Origin of the sequence: uncultured Flavobacterium sp., assembly GCF_963974175.1 — a bacterium.
Classification (GTDB): Bacteria; Bacteroidota; Bacteroidia; order Flavobacteriales; family Flavobacteriaceae; genus Flavobacterium.
In genome coordinates this window covers 17,448-35,620 of sequence record NZ_CAXBBR010000015.1, presented here as the reverse complement: position 1 = coordinate 35,620, position 18,173 = coordinate 17,448, and the positions used below count along the sequence as shown (strand labels likewise).

Here is an 18,173-nt window from a genome sequence, read left to right as displayed (position 1 = left end):
CATGAACAATATTTTAAATGAAATAGGCATCGAAAACTACATTTTCCTTTCTACGATACTTTTTTGTATTGGGGTCTTTGGAGTTTTATATAGACGAAATGCAATTATCGTATTTATGTCTATCGAAATTATGCTGAATGCAGTCAATCTTTTGTTTGTAGCATTCTCTACCTATCACCAAGATGCACAAGGACAAATTTTCGTCTTTTTCTCTATGGCTGTAGCTGCTGCCGAAGTTGCTGTAGGTTTAGCCATTCTGGTTTCTATTTTTAGAAATTTAGGCTCAATTGACATCAATAATTTAAAAAACTTAAAAGGATAAATTTCAATGGATACAAGTTTAACTTTACTCTTATTACTAGCTCCTTTTTTAGGATTTTTATTTAATGTTTTCTTTGGAAAAAGTATCGGGAAATCCGCTTCTGGGATAATCGGAACACTTACTGTTGCACTTTCGTTTGCAGTATCTGTTTATTTTTTCCTCCAAATAAATCAAACGCATCAAGCAATCCAAATTCAATTATTTGATTGGATTCAAATCAGCAACTTTAAAGTAGATTTTGGTTTTCTATTGGACCAACTATCTATCTTATGGCTGCTTTTTGTTACTGGAATTGGTGCACTGATACATATGTACTCCATCAGCTATATGCATGATGACGAGAACATGCATAAGTACTTTGCTTATCTGAATCTTTTTATCTTCTTCATGATTACTTTGGTAATAGGAAGTAACTTATTAGTGTTGTTCATCGGTTGGGAAGGAGTTGGTCTTTGTTCTTACCTTCTTATCGGGTTTTGGCATAAAAACCAAGAATTCAATGATGCGGCTAAAAAAGCGTTCATCATGAACCGTATTGGTGATTTAGGATTGCTAATCGGGATCTTCATTATAGGATCATTATTCTCTACTTTAGATTACGCTACTTTAAAAACGGCTATTGCTGGTGCTACAGATCTAAATATGTATTGGATCTCTGCTGCCGCTTTTGCTTTATTTATTGGAGCCTGTGGTAAATCAGCACAAATCCCATTATACACTTGGTTGCCGGATGCAATGGCAGGTCCAACACCAGTTTCAGCTTTAATACATGCTGCAACAATGGTAACTGCGGGTATCTTTATGATTACGAGATTGAATTTCGTTTTCGATTTAGCTCCAGACGTTCAAAACATCATTGCCATTGTAGGAGCTGTCACATCTCTTGTAGCTGCAACTATTGCTTTAGTTCAAACCGACATCAAAAAAGTACTAGCTTACTCTACCGTTTCTCAATTAGGATTAATGTTCTTGGCTCTAGGACTTGGTGCTTATGAGGTAGCGGTTTTCCACGTTATCACACACGCTTTCTTTAAAGCTTGTTTGTTCTTGGGTTCTGGATCTGTTATTCATGCATTGCACGGAGAACAAGACATGCGTAAAATGGGTGGATTGAAAAAAGTAATGACAATCACATTTGTCACTTTCTTAATCTCTTCATTGGCAATATCAGGAATCCCACCTTTTTCAGGGTTTTTCTCGAAAGATGAAATCTTGATGGTGGCATTTGAACACAACAAAATACTTTGGTTCATCGCTTCATTAGCATCATTAATGACCGCTTTCTATATGTTTAGATTGTTATACCTTACTTTCTTCAAAGAATTCAGAGGTACCGCAGAACAAAAAAGTCATTTACATGAAAGTCCAACTTTGATAACGTTTCCTTTAATTGTTTTGGCAATTTTAGCAACATTAGGTGGACTGATTAGTTTACCAACAAACAGTTGGTTGAACGAATATCTTGCTCCTTTATTTACAAAAGTCGCTCACGAAGAACACCACTTTGGAACAACAGAATATATGTTGATGCTAGTTGCCGTTATCGGGGGATTAGTAGGAATTGGAATTGCTTACGCCAAATACATCAAACAAAATCAAGTTCCTGCAGAAGATGCTGCTATTACTGGTTTCACTAAAGTCTTATACGATAAGTATTACGTAGATGAAATCTATGATTTTTTATTCGTGAAATCAATTAACGGCTTGTCAAGATTCTTTAGAGACAATGTGGAAACCACTTTGACCTCTCTAGTTTTTGGATTAGGAAAAGTAACCAACGAAATCGGGTTTCAAGGAAAAAAATTACAAAGCGGAAGTATTGGTTTTTACCTTTTTGCATTTGTTTTAGGCATGTGTGCCATTGTAACCTATTTATTTTTAGCTCAATAATCTTATACTATGAATGTATCTATACTGTTAATTATACTTTTTGTTGGCGCCTTTGCAACATATCTGGCTGGTGACAAACTGGCTTCAAAAGTAGCATTGTTCTTTTCCCTAGCGTCTTTAGGATGTGCAATTATATTGTTAAATCAATTTAACGCAGGTGAAAACATTAGTGTCATCCACAAATGGATCAACCAACCTAATATTTCATTTGCACTTCAAGCAGATGGTTTATCAATCGCGATGCTTCTACTAACATTAGCATTAACTCCTATCATTATATTTTCTTCGTTTGAGAATGTATATACGAATGCGAAAGCATTTTATGCGCTAATCTTATTTATGGCTTTTGCCATGGTAGGAACATTCTTAGCTTCAGATGGTCTTTTATATTACATCTTCTGGGAATTGTCATTAATACCTATCTATTTCATTGCATTAATTTGGGGGAATGGAGATGCGGAAGAACGTAAAAAAGCAGTGGTAAAATTCTTTATCTACACCTTAGCTGGATCTTTATTTATGCTAATCGCTTTTGTTTATTTATACCAACAAGCGGGAAGCTTCTTATTAGAAGATTTATATAAATTAAATTTATCAGCAACTGAACAATTATGGATATTTTTGGCCTTTTTCTTAGCCTACGCTATTAAAATTCCACTTATTCCGTTCCATACTTGGCAAGCAAGCGTATACCAAAAAGCACCTGCAGTAGGAACGATGTTGCTTTCAGGGATTATGCTAAAAATGGGATTGTACAGCATTATTCGTTGGCAACTACCTATTGCTCCACTTGCAGCAAAAGAGTACATGTATATCTTCATCAGCTTAGGTATTGCGGGAGTGATCTACGGTTCGATTGTAGCATTAAGACAAAAAGACTTAAAAAAGTTACTGGCTTATTCTTCGTTAGCTCACGTTGGCTTAATTGCAGCAGGAACCTATACTCTTACTATTGATGGATTACGTGGTGCGGTACTACAAATGATTGCTCACGGTTTTGTAGTAGTTGGATTGTTTTTCTTTTCTGAAATTATTTTCAGAAGATACGAAACCCGAACTATTGCTGAAATGGGAGGTATTCGCTCACAATCACCAAAATTTGCTTCGATGTTCTTACTTTTAGTATTAGCCTCTGTTGCACTGCCTACTACTTTCAACTTCGTTGGGGAATTCACAGTATTATATAGTCTGTCTCAAATAAATGTATGGTTTGCCTTTTTAGGAGGAACAACTATCATCTTAGGAGCATACTATATGTTGAAAATGTATCAACAAGTAATGCTTGGAGAAACGAATTCAAAAGTATTTACAGAAGTTACATTTAAAGAAGGATTTGCCTTGGTCACTATCATCGCTGTTTTATTCTTTTTTGGAATGTATCCAAAACCAATTACAGACTTAATCACACCAAGTTTGGAAAATATTTTAACTCATATTAATAGAATTAACTAGTCAAATAAAAAAAATGAATACATTAATAGCTATAATAGGATTAGGTGTTTTATGCCTTTTATTTGAAATTTTCGATTTAAGAAAAGCAATTATTCCAATAACAATTATTGGGTTACTTGCTATACTAGGTCTTGATATCTCAGAATTTAATTCTCCTGCCGCTTACTACAACAACATGATTATCGTGAGTAAATTCTCTACTGCATTCAGTGGTTTATTTATCATTCTAACCATTTTCTTAGTTGCCTTGAGTCATAAATTCTATGAGCATCACCAAACTAAAATCTCTGATTTTATTGCCATAAAAATATTTTTATTGGCAGGAACGGTCGCCATGGTTTCTTTTGGAAACTTAGCTATGTTCTTTTTAGGAATCGAAGTATTATCTATTGCCCTATACATTTTGGCGGCAAGCAACAGATTGAGTTTAAAAAGTAATGAAGCAGGTTTAAAGTATTTCTTAATGGGATCTTTTGCTTCGGGAATTATCCTTTTCGGAATCTGTTTAATATACGGGGCGATGGGAAGTTTTGATGTTATCGAAATTAGCGAATTATCACAATCTGCTGAATTGCCGGTTTGGTTCCCAATTGGGATTGTACTGGTTACTATCGGAATGTTTTTTAAAATTGCTGCAGTACCTTTTCATTTCTGGGCTCCTGATGTTTACGAAGGGTCTCCTACTTTGACTACTGCCTTAATGAGTACATTGGCAAAAGTAGTAGCTATTGCCACTCTATTTAAATTGCTAACAATTATGAATGCCGATATTTCGCCTTCATTCCAAATAGTTATTGTTATCATTTCTATGGCTTCGATGACCGTAGGAAATATAATGGCATTGCGTCAAGTAAATGTAAAACGTATGTTGGCCTTTTCCGGAATTTCACATGCTGGTTTTATGTTGATGACTTTATTGAATACTACAAACGCAGCTGGAACATTATTGTATTATACCTCAGCTTACGCATTGACGGGAATCGCTGCCTTTAGTGTAATAATCTACGTTTGTAAAAACAACGAAAATGAAGACATGGCTAATTTCCATGGATTAGGAAAAACGAACCCACTATTAGCGGCAATCTTAACTGCTTCTTTATTGTCTATGGCCGGAATTCCAATATTCGCAGGTTTCTTTGCCAAATTATTTTTATTCAATAACATGTTACAAGCAGGTTTTATTGCTTTAGTGATCGTTGCGGTAATCAACTCAATTATAAGCGTAGGATACTACTTTAAAGTGATCATGGCGATGTATACCAAAGAGCCTAACGAAGAAAGAACAGGAACTCCCGTTGTTATTTATGCAGTTGCAGTAATAGCGATTGTATTGAATATTGCATTAGGTTTGTTTCCATCCTATGTTTTGGATCTATTAGCTTAAACTATCTTTTAAAACTATACAGAAAACCATTCGTCGCGACGAATGGTTTTTTTTTGCTCTTATAAGTAGACAAAAAAACAGAAATCAACCATAAATAATTCATTTCCACTAATCGATACTTTATTGCTATTTGTCTTTAGAAAAGATACGTTAACCTAATTAACAAATAAACTAACCATAAAACGCTGACCTTTAAGTCAAATTAACATTCAGACAAAATGGAAGCAACAAAAAAAATGGGAATATGGATGGATTATTCTATGGCACATTTAATGGAATTCACTTCAAATCCTTTTGAAATAAAAACAGTTGAATCGACTTCCTTCGATACTACTACAATATATCCTATTAATACACTCCCTATTCTACTAGAAAAAAGAAAACGTCTTTTATTTTCTTACTATAATAAAATTGCCCGTGAAATAAATAACTACGATAGAATAATTTTATTTGGCCCTACAAATGCAAAAATCGAATTCTTCGATGTATTAAGTGAAGATGAGCGCTTTCTAAAAACGAAAGTCGAAATCACAAATACAGATCAAATGAACCCTGCGGAACAACATCAGTTTATACAAAACTATTTCTCCTACAAACAATATGATTAAGGCCTAAAACATTTTTTAAAAGCTATTTACTACCGCTACTAATCCAAACAAAAATCCCATTGATACGAATACCAATGGGAAATTTATTATCCACTATTTATAAAAAACTAATTTCTTCCTCCGATTCTAACAGCAACACTACCACCAACTCTTGGTTCTTGTCTTACGATTCTAATATCCTGACTTCTGTTGTCATAGTCAGCATAATTGTTTGAATTTTGGTTATAATCTGAATCACAATGCTCATGATTATTTGCATATTCCCTACCTCCTTTTACAGACCCATAAGTATCCACAATTTGACCACGACGGTTATAGATAATCTCTAAACCACCTACACGTTCTAAAGCATAACGATTGTAAGACATTTGAACAGATCCAATACGTTCAACTCTATCGTATCTGTCATAACTAATACTAACATTACCAACACGTCTAACACGACCCATTCTATCTTGTTCCACCTTCACACCATAATATTTATTACTGTGACTGCTATGTTCACTATAGTTTCGATTCCCATTGCCTCTTTTATTGGGTTTAAAGGATTTATCTCGTCCATAAGAGCGAGCATTAAAATCAAATTGTCCATCGACAAATAAGTAGAACTCAACTCCTCCTTCTGTGAACGCAACTGGTTCTTCATTTCTAAGATCAACAGCAACTCTTCTTTCACTAGCCAAGTTATTTTTCTCTGTTGCATTTGCTACACCACCTCCCATTAAAAGGATACTAGCTACTAAAAAGGTAATTTTTTTCATGATAATTATATTTTGTGTTTTGCCTACTCTTGAGCTTTTCGGCTTACGCTATTTCATTGTTATTTGAAATGAGATATTCAAGTAACGTGCCAAAAAATAAAATTGAAGTTTTAGGACTAAACTCAACAGGATTTAATTTCAACAACAACTCACTCTATATCAATAATATAAATGAGATAAAAAACATAAAATAATAATTTGGAACAGAAAAATATTAACTTTGTTTTAATACAATCATTTTTTACAAACACTCCGTTTTGGTGTGCTTTTTACCGAAATAGCATTTGCAATAACACACTTTTTCGTACTGTTTTGATTCTAATTCCAACAGCTGTTGGAACACACGAGAAATAACACGAATGCAAAACTCTACCCATAAATCTAATAAACGTAGCCGTAGTCAAGATTAATAGTAATCATTTCACTAAAAAAGTATATTAGCCATAAAGAAAGTCTGAAAAATGATAAATAATACAAAACGTAGGGCTTTGGTGCTACTAGCTGTGTTATAATAAAAAAGCTATTCGTTGCACGACCGCAAAACTTACTATTTAGCTAGCTCAAATAAAGAGTTTGAAAACCAACGCTAATATCGTTCCGATCATAAAGTCTTTTTCGGCGATTTTCTCATATACATCTTTACTAAACATGTACAATTTGGAAGGTTTTTTGGAGCCAGCTACCTTTCGTTTATCGTCTAGAGGAACGATGTAAGTTTTACTAATGGTTTTCTTTCTGAAATTTCTATTATCTAACTCAATATTCAGTAGAGTTTCAAAAGCTATTTGAAGTTCATTTAGCGTAAACTTTATAGGAACCAAATCAAACATAACCGGCTCGGTGGTAACTTTACTTTTTAAGTCATCGTAGGCGTCGTTAATAATTAGCTCATGATCAAAACCTACTTGAGGAAGTGATTCTACTGGAAACCATCTAAAATCACTATCTGCTGCTATTGTAATGTTTTCTTGAGGCAACGTCAAATAATAGACTACGGTTATGGTTCTAGCTTCTCCTCCTTGACTTCTAACCCATAAAATATCTTTATCTGATTTTACTCTCTTGTGACTTCCGTAGGTCCTGAATTGTTTTTTGTTGGAAAAACTATCATCGGTCACCTCCTTCAAAATCTTATCTGCCGACTGTCCCAAGTTATTACTTTTAAACACGTTTTCACCAGGTAAAATCCAATCATCTATCACGGGATAGTTTTCGTTGAATAAGTTTAAACTACGTTTTTCGAGCAAAACATTAAGGCTATCTGACCCTAGACCAAAAATCACACAATCTACCGATAAGTTATTTATTTTTCTAAAGTCCATAATATGAAGTTGGTTTTGCCGTACATCCGCGTATCTCACAAATATAGCTGTTTTAATTTTTTTATTAGCGAAAAAATCAATTATCCAGAGCAAACATAGTAACGTTTTTATACCGCCAATTTACAAATTACTTCACATCGCAAAAAACCTATCCTTTGCACTTTAACAATCAATAATCATTACTAAATTCCCAACTTTATGCTGGAGTGACTAGGACTAAGAATTGGCGATTCATATTATACTACTTTCGACATCATGATATTAACCCTCAAAACGAAGACTACCTAATTCTAAATTTAAATACGTATTTTTAAGCTTTTAAATCACACATTATAGCTTACCCAGTACTATGGCAAAATCCTATTATCTTAATGCAGAAAACTTAAGTACATTGCCTAAAGATGTTTCTATCCCTTCGTATGACAGAAACCTAATCAATACCAGTATTTTACACATTGGAGTGAGTAATTTTCATCGTTCACATCAAGCCTACTATATTCATGAACTAATAGATAAATACAAGGAGCTGGATTATGGAATTTGCGGAGTAGATTTACTAGATTCTGATCGAAAAACTTATAATATTCTAAAAGACCAAGATGGTCTTTATACCCTTTACACCAAAGAAACTAACGGGTCCCATAAAGCCAAAATTATCGGGTCGATCGTAGAATATTTTTTTGGCCCTGAAAACCCACTGGCTGTAATTGAAAAGATGGCAAATCCAGACATTAAAATAATCTCTTTGACAATTGCTGAAGATGGGTATCACCTAAATGAAATAACGGGAGAGTTTGACATAAATCATCCAGAAGTCACGGAGGATATTAAAAATCCCTTTAGTCCAAAAACCGTTTTTGGTTATTTAACTCAATCTTTCAAATTAAGAAAACTAAGAAATCTTCCTGGTTGTACAATTCTTTCCTGCGACAACATAAAGTCTAATGGAGATACGATGAAGCAATCACTATTTAATTATGTGAGCAAAACGGAGCCCGATCTTCTAGATTGGATTTCGAAAAACACTAGTTTTCCAAATACCATGGTGGATAGGATTACGCCAATTACCAATTCTAAAGACATCCAAACACTTAAAGAAGATTTTTTTATTGATGATCAATTGCCTGTGGTTTGCGAATCTTTTTCGCAATGGGTTATTGAAGACAAGTTTATTCACGACAAACCAGCCTGGGATAAAGTTGGTGTACAATACACAGATAACATTGCCCCATTTGAAAATTTAAAACTCCGATTACTGAATGCAAGCCACACCATATTAGGGATTTTAGGCACTTTACATGGCTATAATACAGTGTATGAAGCTGCAAACGATGAAGATTTTATGTTTTTTCTAAAAACATTTTTGGATAACGAAGTAACCCCAACGCTAACCGATACAGATAAAGAAAGTATAGAGAACTATAAAAATAATTTAGTTTCCCGATTCCAAAATCCGCATATTAATGACCAATTATTCAGGATTTGCCAACAAAGCTCGGCTAAAATTCCCTTATTCATTCTGCCCACCGTCAAATACCAATTGCAAAACGAAAAGAACGTTAAAGAAGCGGCTTTTATTATTGCGGCTTGGGCTAAATACAATGATGGCCTTGATGATAACGACATGCCTTACGACATTATCGATGCCATGAGTGGTAGACTTATTAGAACGGCGGCACTTTCTATCCAAAACCCTCTTAAATTCATTGAAATCAAATCAATTTTTGATGACCTGAGTGAAAATGAAACTTTCACTTCTTATTATTTAGACGCTTTTACTCAACTACGAGCACATAAGGTAAAAGAGTGTATCCAAAATTGGAATGCAAATTAATTCTCTAAAGCGAAACATTAGAAAATAAAAAAACCTCATGATTTACACCATGAAGTTTCACTACAAATAAAAAATAGTTCAAGCTAAAATTTTTATTGAAAGGAATTACATTCTCTTTACGAAACTATTTTCCCATTAATTTGTTGATTTCTACTTCTTCAACCTTTGGATTGGCACCTTCGTAACTAGCTACCAATGCTCCAATGGCACAAGCATAATCTATAGCATCTTGTGGATCTGATTTTTTTACTAATTTATTGATTAATGTACCCAAAAAAGAATCACCAGCGCCAACTGTATCTGCAACCGTAATTTTATACCCAGGATTAGAATAAAAATTCCCTTCAAAATACAAAACAGCACCTTCACTTCCTTTGGTTACACAAATACAATCTGTATTAGTTTTTTGAGCAATGAACAAAATAGCTAATTCTAATGTTTGCGCATCTGCTCCTAATAATCCTGCGATTTCCAAAATTTCGTCATCATTGAACTTTACAAAATCAGCTTCATTCATCAAATGTGATAAAACATCCACTGAATAATAAGGCTTGCGCAAATTCACATCAAATACTTTATACTTTGCTAATTTTAGTAACTCATACAATGTGTTTTTAGATGTTGTGTCCCTACAAGCTAAACTTCCATAAATAAAAATATCAGCGGCTTTAGTAAGTTCTATCGCAATATCCGTCAATTGGATTTTATCCCAAGCACGCGGTTGCATTATGTCATAGGAAGCAGATCCATTATCGTCTAGGGTCACTTTGACTTTACCTGTTTTAAATTCAGAGTCAATTTGGACACCTTTAGTCTCAACATTATTTTCTTTTAAAAAGGCTATAACCTGATCTCCCATTTCATCAGTTCCAATTCGGCTAATAACGGCCACTTCATTCTGCATAGATTCTAACCTGACAGCAACATTAAGCGGCGCCCCTCCTATCTTCTTATGGGTTGGAAACACATCCCACAATACTTCTCCAAAACAAGTTGCCTTTATCATTATTTCTGATTTAAAGTGTTATTATTCATCTCCACTATACATTTCTCAACACCAAAAGATACAATATTCTGATAGGCTTTCGCAAAAGCGTCGCTAAAAATAACCGAATGACTTAAATTTCCAAAAACAGCTTCCAATTCTAAAAATAATTTTGGATTAGCTTGTGCTAATTTGGCTTGCGCCAAAAGTGTTTCTTGCAAAGCATCTTTGATATTGATAGCTTCCTTTTTTTCATTGAAACCTAGACTATAAATTGCCCAAGCAGCAATAACAAATGCGGCATGGCTAATTGCTTTATTCGACTTCAATTGCTCATGCACCGTTGGCAAAATAAACTTTGGCATCTTAGCTGATGTTTCCGAGCAAATTCTATCGATTTGATCTTTGATATAAATATTACTGAAACGATTTATAAGTGTTTGTTTGTAAGCTGTTAAATCCATTCCTTCTAAATCACGAAGAATTGGAGTTACCTCAACATCCAAATAATTGGCTAAGAAAGTTCCAATCGCTGGGTCAGTAACGGCTTCATCGATGGTGGAATACCCCATCAAACTACCAAGAATTCCAACGACAGAATGACCCGCATTTAATAAGCCCAATTTCATTTTTTCAAATGGAGCTACATTTTTCACAAATTGAACTCCAACAGACTCCAAGTTTGGTCGTCCTGCAATAAATTCATCCTCGATAACCCATTGTTGAAAAGATTCACAAACAACTGGCCATTGATCTTCTATACCAGAAACTTCTTTAAGCTCAGCAATATCAGTAGGTATAGTAGCAGGTGTAATTCTATCGACCATACTATTTGGGAAAGATACATTAGCGCTAATCCAATCTAGCAAATCTGGTTCTGCAAATGCTACGTAAGACAAAAGCATTTTCTTAGTCATATGACCATTTTCTTGTATATTATCACAAGAAAGGATAGTAACAGCACCACTATTACTTTCTTTACGAAGTTTTAAAGCTTGGGTCAAATACCCAAAAATAGTTATTGGAGCATCGTCATTTTTAATATCGTGTATAATTTGAGGATTGTCAAAATTGAAAGCACCAGTCGCTTCGTTCAAATTATAACCACCTTCAGTAATAGTAAGGGTTATAATCTTGACATCTGGATGTGCCATTTTTTCAATCACTGCTTTTGGACTATCGGGAGCAAATAAATACTCTACAATAGACCCTATCACTCTTTTGGTCAAAGTCCCATCTAATTCTTTTACAACTAATGTATATAAACCGTCTTGGTCTTTAAGCGTATTGTATATTTTTTGATCGAAAGATAATAAAGCAACTCCACAAATTCCCCAATTTGAGTTGGATTCGTCATGTAGTAATTGATCTATATACATGGCTTCGTGCGCTCTATGAAAACCTCCTACACCTACATGAACAATTCCTGTTTTAACATTTTCTCTATTGTACGTAGGCACAGAAACCCCTGCAGTAAGTTGATTCAAACTACTGTTATTTAATTTATAATGTGTCATGATTATTATTTTTTGCTTTCGATTTTTTGAAATAATACGGCTAAGATGATGATCGCTCCTTTTACAACTTGTTGTGGATAAGAAGGTACATTAAGAAGATTTAAAATGTTCCCAATTAATCCCAAGATCAACACACCCATAAGCGTATTCACTGCGTTTCCTTTTCCACCATTTAAACTAGCACCACCAATTACAACGGCTGCAATGGCATCCAATTCCCAAGCTACACCCATATTTGGAGAACCAAGGTTAGTTCTTGAAGCGGTAACAATAGCGGCAATAGCGGCTAAAGAACCTGAAATTGCATACACCAAAAACTTATATTTACTTACTTTAATTCCTGATAAACGTGAAGCTTCTTCGTTACTTCCCATTGCGATTACTAATCTTCCAAAAACGTTATATTTTAACATTACCGCAGCCACAGCAACGATAATAAAAAATACAATAGCAATATTAGGAACAAATAAAGTGGAATTATTTGCAAAATCAGACATAAAAGACCCCCCTGGAGAATCAAAAGTTACTGGAGAACCTTTAGAATATATAAATCCTAAACCTCTAGCAATTGTCATTAATGCCAAGGTTGCGATAAAGGGTGCCATTTTTTTATAGGCTACTAAATATCCAGAGAAACTTCCTAAAGCAAATCCCATTATAATAGTTATTAAAATGGCAAGTGGCAAAACTACCATGTTTACCAAAATGGCAAAAGCAACTGCCAATAATGCTACAATTGAACCTACAGACAAATCAATTCCACCTGTTAAAATCACAATTAACATTCCAATACTTACTATTCCTATTCCAGATACTTGTTTTAATAAATTAGAAAGATTGGTTTCTGTAAAAAATACGTCTGAAATTAATGCTGAAAAAATTACCAAAAGGACAAAAATAAAGATGGTGTTGTGTTTAAGTACGAACTTTAATATTCCGTCCAGACCGTTCGCTTGTTTACTTATAGATGTTTTCATTATATTTTGATTTAATGTTATTAGTGTTTATGCTTTTAATTCTTCGCCAATGGAATATCTTAAGATATTTTCTTCAGTGAATTTTTCTTTTGGCAATTCTCCAAATATAGTTCCTTTGTACATGACTAGAATTCGATCTGCAATTCCCATAATCTCCGGCATATCTGAAGAAATAACAATAACACCAACTCCTTTTTTTGCAACTTCATTTATGAGGTGATAAATTTCTATTTTGGCACCAACATCTACACCTCTTGTTGGTTCGTCAATAATAATAAGCTTACTGTCAATACTTAACCATTTTGCTAAAGCGACTTTTTGTTGGTTTCCACCAGATAAATTATTTACATTCATTTCACTACTTGGCGTTTTAATATTCAGCTTTGCAATTAAAGCACTTACATTATCACATTCTTTTTGATAATTTATAAAGCCAAACTTATCAGAAATAGGTTTAAAACTAGTGATACTTATATTACGTCTAATCGAAAGTGGTAAAAACACTCCTTCTTCCTTTCTATCTTCGGACACAAACCCTATTTCATGTTTAACGGCATCAAAAGGGGAATCGGTCTTAATCACTTTTCCATTAAGAATTAAGGTTCCTGATTTCTTTTTATCGGCACCAAAAATAAGTTTTGCCATTTCTGTTCTTCCACTTCCTCCCAAACCTGCAATTCCAACAACTTCCCCTGGAAGTACAGAGAAAGAAATATCCTTTACAAAACCGTCACTACCGTATAAATTTCTGACTTCAAAAACAGGAGTGTTATTTACTATTGCATCACGAATTGGGAATAAATCATCCAACTCACGACCAATCATTAATTTAATAACATTGTCCTTGTTAATGTCTTTGGTAGGCATACTACCGGTATCAATTCCATCTTTGAGTACTGTAATGCTATCTGCAATCTTAAATATTTCATCTAAATGATGTGATATGTAAATGATAGACATTCCTTCATTTTTCAACCTCAGAAGGTTTGTAAATAATTTTTGTGCATCATGTGGGTCAAAAACAGTTGTTGGCTCATCTAAAATCAATACTTTGGTATCTTCAGACAATGCTTTCGCAATCTCAACTACTTGTTTTTGAACAATACTTAAATCTCTAACAATCGCTGATGCATCAATTACAAATCCCAATGAATCGATTAATTCTTGAGCGTCTTTGGTGATTTTTTTCCAATTCATCCAAAATTTACTTGCTCCCAATTTGTGCAAATAAATATTTTCGGCTACTGATAAATCATTAACTAATGATAATTCTTGATACACAACACTAATTCCTAATACTTGACCTTCATGGGTGTTTTTTGGATTAATTTCTTTGCCATTTAGCAAAATTTTTCCTTCATCTTTTTGATGTACCCCACTCAGAATTTTAACTAAAGTAGATTTTCCTGCTCCATTTTCCCCGAGTAAAGCATGGATTTCGCCATGTTTAACTTTTAAATTAACTCCTTCAAGAACAGAAACAACACCAAAACTTTTGGTTATTCCAGTCATCTCAACTCGGTATTCACTTTTTATATTTTCCATACTACTGAAGTTATATTAGCCCATTAGATGTAATTAATAAAAACTATTAATTACACCCAATGGGTTTTTATTAGATTAAAACAATGCTTTTGGGTTGTAATATTTAGCAGCGTTTTCTTTTGTAATTAACAATGGTGCAGTAAATGATATTTTAGCAAAATCTCTTTTACCATTGATATACTGAATTGCAGCTTCTACTGAATTTTTTCCAATTTGAACTGGGCTGTTCATTGCAGTACAACCGTACCAATCAGTATCCATAATGTATTTGATCGCTTCTTTTTGACCATCTGCACCAGCAACAATCAAGATGTCCTTTGTTTTTCCTGCTTTTGCAATCGCTTTAATCGCTCCTAATACACAAACATCAGATTCTGTAATAACAACATTCACATCTGGGTGAGCTACCAATACATCTTCCATTGCTTTTTGACCACCAGCATAAGTCCAATCTGTGTACGCTTGTGTTACCACATTAAGGTTGATATATCCTAAAGTTCTTAATTGCTCCTCAGTAATACCTTGTAACAAACCTTGTTTACGCGTTCTACCTACTGGGTTACCAGCATTACCACTCAACAACGCGATAGTCATTTTTTTAGATCCGAATTTTTTAGCTGCCCATTCTCCAGCTAATTCACCGTTTGCTAAATTGTTCGATTGAATTGTAGTTACAAATTCTGCAGCAGGGTTAATAGAACTGTCGATAATGAATACTGGAATTCCAGCTTTATTAGCTACTTTGGTTACTTCTACCAATGCGTCTGGATCTTTTGGGTTTAATAATAAAGCATCAACACCTTTGGTAATCAAATCTTCGCAAGCAGCAATTTGCTTACTAATATCTCCTTGACCATCTGCAGACAAAAACTCCATTCCGTTTGCTTCGGTAGTTTCTTTTATGCTTGTCAAAAGAGCTTGATAATAAGGAGCGTCTAAAGAAGGCGTACAATATCCAATTTTCATTCCTTTTAAATCCTTTGCACTTTCTATTTTAGTACCTATTACTTCAGTTGCTGCTGAATCTCCATTAGCATTTTTATCTTTTTCGATACAGCTTGTTGCACTTGCTACAATTGCCAACATCAATAGTGGCTTAACCATTTTCTTTAATAATGTTTTCATACTTTTTAGTTTAGATTGTTAATTTATATTTTTGTTTCTATTAAAATAATTTTATGTCAACTTGTAAAACTGTTTTCTCTTTTTCTGGATTCCACATCGCAGTAACATCAACTGGCAAAACTACGTTTCCGATATTTACTTTTTTAGAAAGTGTTGCTCCAACATTGATTATATTTCCTTTACCTTCAGTATAAAATGTTTTGTCGTTAACAAAAGACCAAGCACCACCTGCAAAAAGCGATAGACTGTTTCCTCCTTTTTCCCACACTTTACTTTTAACTTCTAAATAATGTGTGTAAGAATCTCTCAAAGAACCGTCTGCTTGTACTTCATAATCTCCAGAACCACCTTTCAATATTGTTGCCAAATACAAAGAAGTGTTTTTTGTAACTTGGTATCCGAAGTTTAAATCTACAAAATTATATCCTTGTTTTTTGTCATAACTCCAATAGTGTAACACATCTCCTCTTTCTTCTACACCAGTGTAGTTATTATGAGTAACTGCTTCGATAAAAAATTTGTCTGTGAAACGATATACTGTATAGATTGAAAATTCTTTATAATCAGCACTTACTTTTTGTCCTGTTTTATTTGTAACATCTGAAGCCGTTCCAGCTCCACCCCAAAAACCAAAAGTAAACTTCTTGTCTCGAGTGTTATACTCCAAATTAGTAGCTACCATTGGGCCAGGAGTTACAACAAACCCATGCCACAAGTGCATGTTTTTCAAATGAAGCCCGAAAGTAAAAGGTTGATAGTTATCCTCAACCTTAATCGTATCATTAACTCTCTTGACTCTTTCGCCTTGTGCTTGAATAGCATTTGCTCCAAGAAGCATCCCTAAAGCCAATACTTGTAACGTTAATTTTTTCCTCAGTTTAACTCCCGTTAAAACTGATGTGATTTTGAATACTTGTTTCATAATTAATTTAATCTTGTTAATTTAGGTTGTTTGGTTGTTTTTTTATAAAACGTATTTTATACGTTTGATCAAAACAAAGATATAATTAAATTTGACATATCTCAAAAATAAATACTTTAAAAAAACAATTAACGCAATTAAAAAGAACTATTTATACCATTATATCATATAATTCAAGGTATCAGTGCTAATTATTTATCACGTAATAAATACGCTTATTAAAACTAAAAAGTAGGAAAATTAAACTATTACGATATAGCTGTATACACAAATACGACTCTTTGATGATAAAAAAAGCCATCGAATTCGCAAAAAAAATCAAGAAAAAATCCCCACAGCAACTTCAATAGTTCACAACCTCTATTAAACTCACCCAAATGAAAAGAATCCGAAAAAAAGCCTGAAATACAATTTGAAATACAAAACCAAATCCCAATTAAATCCTAAACTCCACTAGTTTCCAAAAACACTTTAGTAAATTTGTATATACAAACATGAAAAAGAAAATGGAAAATACACTTAAAATACAAATTTGGTCGGACATCATGTGTCCTTATTGCTATATCGGAAAACGAAGAATTGAAGGAGCATTGGAGCAATTCCCGCATGCAGAAAATGTAGAAATTGAATGGAAAAGCTTCCAACTTGATGCTAATTTTATAGCATCTAAAAATGATAATATGGCAGAACATCTTGCCGAAAAATACCGAAAAGACAAAAAGTGGGCACAGGAAATGATGGACAGTATGACACAAAATGCTAAAAACTCAGGATTGGACTTCCATTTTGAAAAAGCGATTATGGCCAATTCTTTCAATGCACACCGACTTTTACACTTGGCTAAGAAGCATAATAAGTCAAATGAATTAGAGGAACTGTTGTTCAAAGCCTACTTAACAGATGGCCAAAATATAAACGATCTAGAAACCTTGACTAATCTAGGAATCCAGGTTGGAATTGATGGGATAGAAATTGAAACCGTATTGCATTCTGACACCTACGCAACAGCCGTAAAAGAAGACATCGAAATGGCACAAAACATAGGTGTTCAAGGAGTTCCATTCTTTGTTTTCGATAATAAATATGCAGTTTCGGGCGCTCAACACGTGGAAACATTCGTGAAAACACTAGAAAAAGTGTGGGAAGAGGGTGATTTTAAATCAAAAGTTACTATGATAGAAACGAATGATGGAAATAGTTGTGGCATTGATGGCTGTGATTAAATATTCGACACAAATCATATTTAAACTTATAAAATATCACTAAAAGTGGGTATTGAAAAACCTAATCCTTTTTTGTTGCTTTACTAAAATTTAGCTTAGCACCAAAAATTTAGCGTTTTAAAAGCTCATTTATGAAACGGAAAAGGCATTCAAAAAGAATAAAAAGTAACAAAACGTCTAAAGAACAAAAGAAAATTCTTTACTACTATATTGGCGGCTTTTTCCTAATCATCATTGGACTATCACTAGTAGCATTGTTGCTAAAGCTCTATGTGGAATAAATTCAAATATATGAATGTCAAATAA

15 protein-coding genes are annotated in these 18,173 nt (G+C 33.8%); 7 read left to right on the top strand and 8 right to left on the bottom strand.

Going from position 1 to position 18,173, the window contains the following annotated elements:
- Position 1: 1 nt before the first annotated feature.
- From nuoK to AAC069_RS16335, 5 genes are all read left to right on the top strand, one after another.
- Positions 2-322, top strand: coding sequence for an NADH-quinone oxidoreductase subunit NuoK (nuoK, locus tag AAC069_RS16355; RefSeq protein WP_074723985.1), 321 nt, complete (start codon positions 2-4; stop codon positions 320-322).
- A gap of 6 nt (positions 323-328) precedes the next feature.
- On the top strand, positions 329-2,212 hold the full coding sequence (gene nuoL, locus AAC069_RS16350) for an NADH-quinone oxidoreductase subunit L (protein WP_339921513.1): 1,884 nt from the start codon (positions 329-331) through the stop codon (positions 2,210-2,212).
- 9 nt (positions 2,213-2,221) lie between these two features.
- Positions 2,222-3,664 carry an NADH-quinone oxidoreductase subunit M gene (locus AAC069_RS16345; RefSeq protein ID WP_339921512.1) on the top strand — a complete coding sequence of 481 codons (1,443 nt, stop codon included), beginning with the start codon at positions 2,222-2,224 and terminating at the stop codon, positions 3,662-3,664.
- A 13-nt stretch (positions 3,665-3,677) separates the two neighbouring features.
- Positions 3,678-5,048 carry an NADH-quinone oxidoreductase subunit N gene (locus AAC069_RS16340; protein WP_339921511.1) on the top strand — a complete coding sequence of 457 codons (1,371 nt, stop codon included), beginning with the start codon at positions 3,678-3,680 and terminating at the stop codon, positions 5,046-5,048.
- A 218-nt stretch (positions 5,049-5,266) separates the two neighbouring features.
- Complete coding sequence (locus tag AAC069_RS16335; protein WP_339921510.1) at positions 5,267-5,656, top strand: hypothetical protein; 390 nt, start codon at positions 5,267-5,269, stop codon at positions 5,654-5,656.
- Positions 5,657-5,763: 107 nt separating this feature from the next.
- Here AAC069_RS16335 and AAC069_RS16330 read toward each other — a convergent pair whose 3' ends face one another.
- Together AAC069_RS16330 and AAC069_RS16325 are read right to left on the bottom strand one after the other, a co-directional pair.
- Positions 5,764-6,417 carry a hypothetical protein gene (locus AAC069_RS16330; RefSeq protein WP_339921509.1) on the bottom strand — a complete coding sequence of 218 codons (654 nt, stop codon included), beginning with the start codon at positions 6,415-6,417 and terminating at the stop codon, positions 5,764-5,766.
- A 560-nt stretch (positions 6,418-6,977) separates the two neighbouring features.
- Positions 6,978-7,739: an NUDIX hydrolase gene (locus AAC069_RS16325; protein ID WP_339921508.1), complete on the bottom strand. Its 762-nt coding sequence runs from the start codon at positions 7,737-7,739 to the stop codon at positions 6,978-6,980.
- Between the two features lie 349 nt (positions 7,740-8,088).
- Here AAC069_RS16325 and AAC069_RS16320 point away from each other — a divergent pair, with 349 nt between their 5' ends.
- Positions 8,089-9,573, top strand: coding sequence for a mannitol dehydrogenase family protein (locus AAC069_RS16320; protein ID WP_339921507.1), 1,485 nt, complete (start codon positions 8,089-8,091; stop codon positions 9,571-9,573).
- 124 nt (positions 9,574-9,697) lie between these two features.
- On the opposite strand, the gene AAC069_RS16315 is transcribed toward AAC069_RS16320, so the two are convergent.
- The 6 genes from AAC069_RS16315 to AAC069_RS16290 form a co-directional block, all read right to left on the bottom strand.
- Positions 9,698-10,579, bottom strand: a complete 882-nt coding sequence (locus AAC069_RS16315; protein WP_339921506.1) for a carbohydrate kinase — start codon at positions 10,577-10,579, stop codon at positions 9,698-9,700.
- Positions 10,579-12,075: a mannitol dehydrogenase family protein gene (locus AAC069_RS16310; protein WP_339921505.1), complete on the bottom strand. Its 1,497-nt coding sequence runs from the start codon at positions 12,073-12,075 to the stop codon at positions 10,579-10,581. Before AAC069_RS16310 ends, AAC069_RS16315 begins: the two co-directional genes overlap by 1 nt.
- A 5-nt stretch (positions 12,076-12,080) precedes the next feature.
- Complete coding sequence (locus AAC069_RS16305) at positions 12,081-13,052, bottom strand: ABC transporter permease (protein ID WP_339921504.1); 972 nt, start codon at positions 13,050-13,052, stop codon at positions 12,081-12,083.
- 27 nt (positions 13,053-13,079) lie between these two features.
- Positions 13,080-14,597 (bottom strand): sugar ABC transporter ATP-binding protein, encoded by a 1,518-nt coding sequence (locus AAC069_RS16300; protein ID WP_339921503.1) that lies wholly within the window; start codon positions 14,595-14,597, stop codon positions 13,080-13,082.
- 75 nt (positions 14,598-14,672) lie between these two features.
- Positions 14,673-15,722, bottom strand: coding sequence for a substrate-binding domain-containing protein (locus tag AAC069_RS16295; protein ID WP_339921502.1), 1,050 nt, complete (start codon positions 15,720-15,722; stop codon positions 14,673-14,675).
- A 40-nt stretch (positions 15,723-15,762) separates the two neighbouring features.
- Positions 15,763-16,644, bottom strand: coding sequence for a hypothetical protein (locus tag AAC069_RS16290; RefSeq protein WP_339921501.1), 882 nt, complete (start codon positions 16,642-16,644; stop codon positions 15,763-15,765).
- Between the two features lie 506 nt (positions 16,645-17,150).
- Here AAC069_RS16290 and AAC069_RS16285 point away from each other — a divergent pair.
- A complete protein-coding gene (locus AAC069_RS16285; RefSeq protein ID WP_339921500.1) occupies positions 17,151-17,867 on the top strand; it encodes a DsbA family oxidoreductase in 717 nt (238 codons plus the stop codon).
- Positions 17,868-18,173: the final 306 nt, after the last annotated feature.

Coding starts and splice junctions, on each gene's coding strand:
- nuoK (WP_074723985.1), top strand. CDS start 2: ATGAACAATATTTTAAATGAAATAGGCATCGAAAACTACATTTTCCTT.
- nuoL (WP_339921513.1), top strand. CDS start 329: ATGGATACAAGTTTAACTTTACTCTTATTACTAGCTCCTTTTTTAGGA.
- AAC069_RS16345 (WP_339921512.1), top strand. CDS start 2,222: ATGAATGTATCTATACTGTTAATTATACTTTTTGTTGGCGCCTTTGCA.
- AAC069_RS16340 (WP_339921511.1), top strand. CDS start 3,678: ATGAATACATTAATAGCTATAATAGGATTAGGTGTTTTATGCCTTTTA.
- AAC069_RS16335 (WP_339921510.1), top strand. CDS start 5,267: ATGGAAGCAACAAAAAAAATGGGAATATGGATGGATTATTCTATGGCA.
- AAC069_RS16330 (WP_339921509.1), bottom strand. CDS start 6,417: ATGAAAAAAATTACCTTTTTAGTAGCTAGTATCCTTTTAATGGGAGGT.
- AAC069_RS16325 (WP_339921508.1), bottom strand. CDS start 7,739: ATGGACTTTAGAAAAATAAATAACTTATCGGTAGATTGTGTGATTTTT.
- AAC069_RS16320 (WP_339921507.1), top strand. CDS start 8,089: ATGGCAAAATCCTATTATCTTAATGCAGAAAACTTAAGTACATTGCCT.
- AAC069_RS16315 (WP_339921506.1), bottom strand. CDS start 10,579: ATGATAAAGGCAACTTGTTTTGGAGAAGTATTGTGGGATGTGTTTCCA.
- AAC069_RS16310 (WP_339921505.1), bottom strand. CDS start 12,075: ATGACACATTATAAATTAAATAACAGTAGTTTGAATCAACTTACTGCA.
- AAC069_RS16305 (WP_339921504.1), bottom strand. CDS start 13,052: ATGAAAACATCTATAAGTAAACAAGCGAACGGTCTGGACGGAATATTA.
- AAC069_RS16300 (WP_339921503.1), bottom strand. CDS start 14,597: ATGGAAAATATAAAAAGTGAATACCGAGTTGAGATGACTGGAATAACC.
- AAC069_RS16295 (WP_339921502.1), bottom strand. CDS start 15,722: ATGAAAACATTATTAAAGAAAATGGTTAAGCCACTATTGATGTTGGCA.
- AAC069_RS16290 (WP_339921501.1), bottom strand. CDS start 16,644: ATGAAACAAGTATTCAAAATCACATCAGTTTTAACGGGAGTTAAACTG.
- AAC069_RS16285 (WP_339921500.1), top strand. CDS start 17,151: ATGGAAAATACACTTAAAATACAAATTTGGTCGGACATCATGTGTCCT.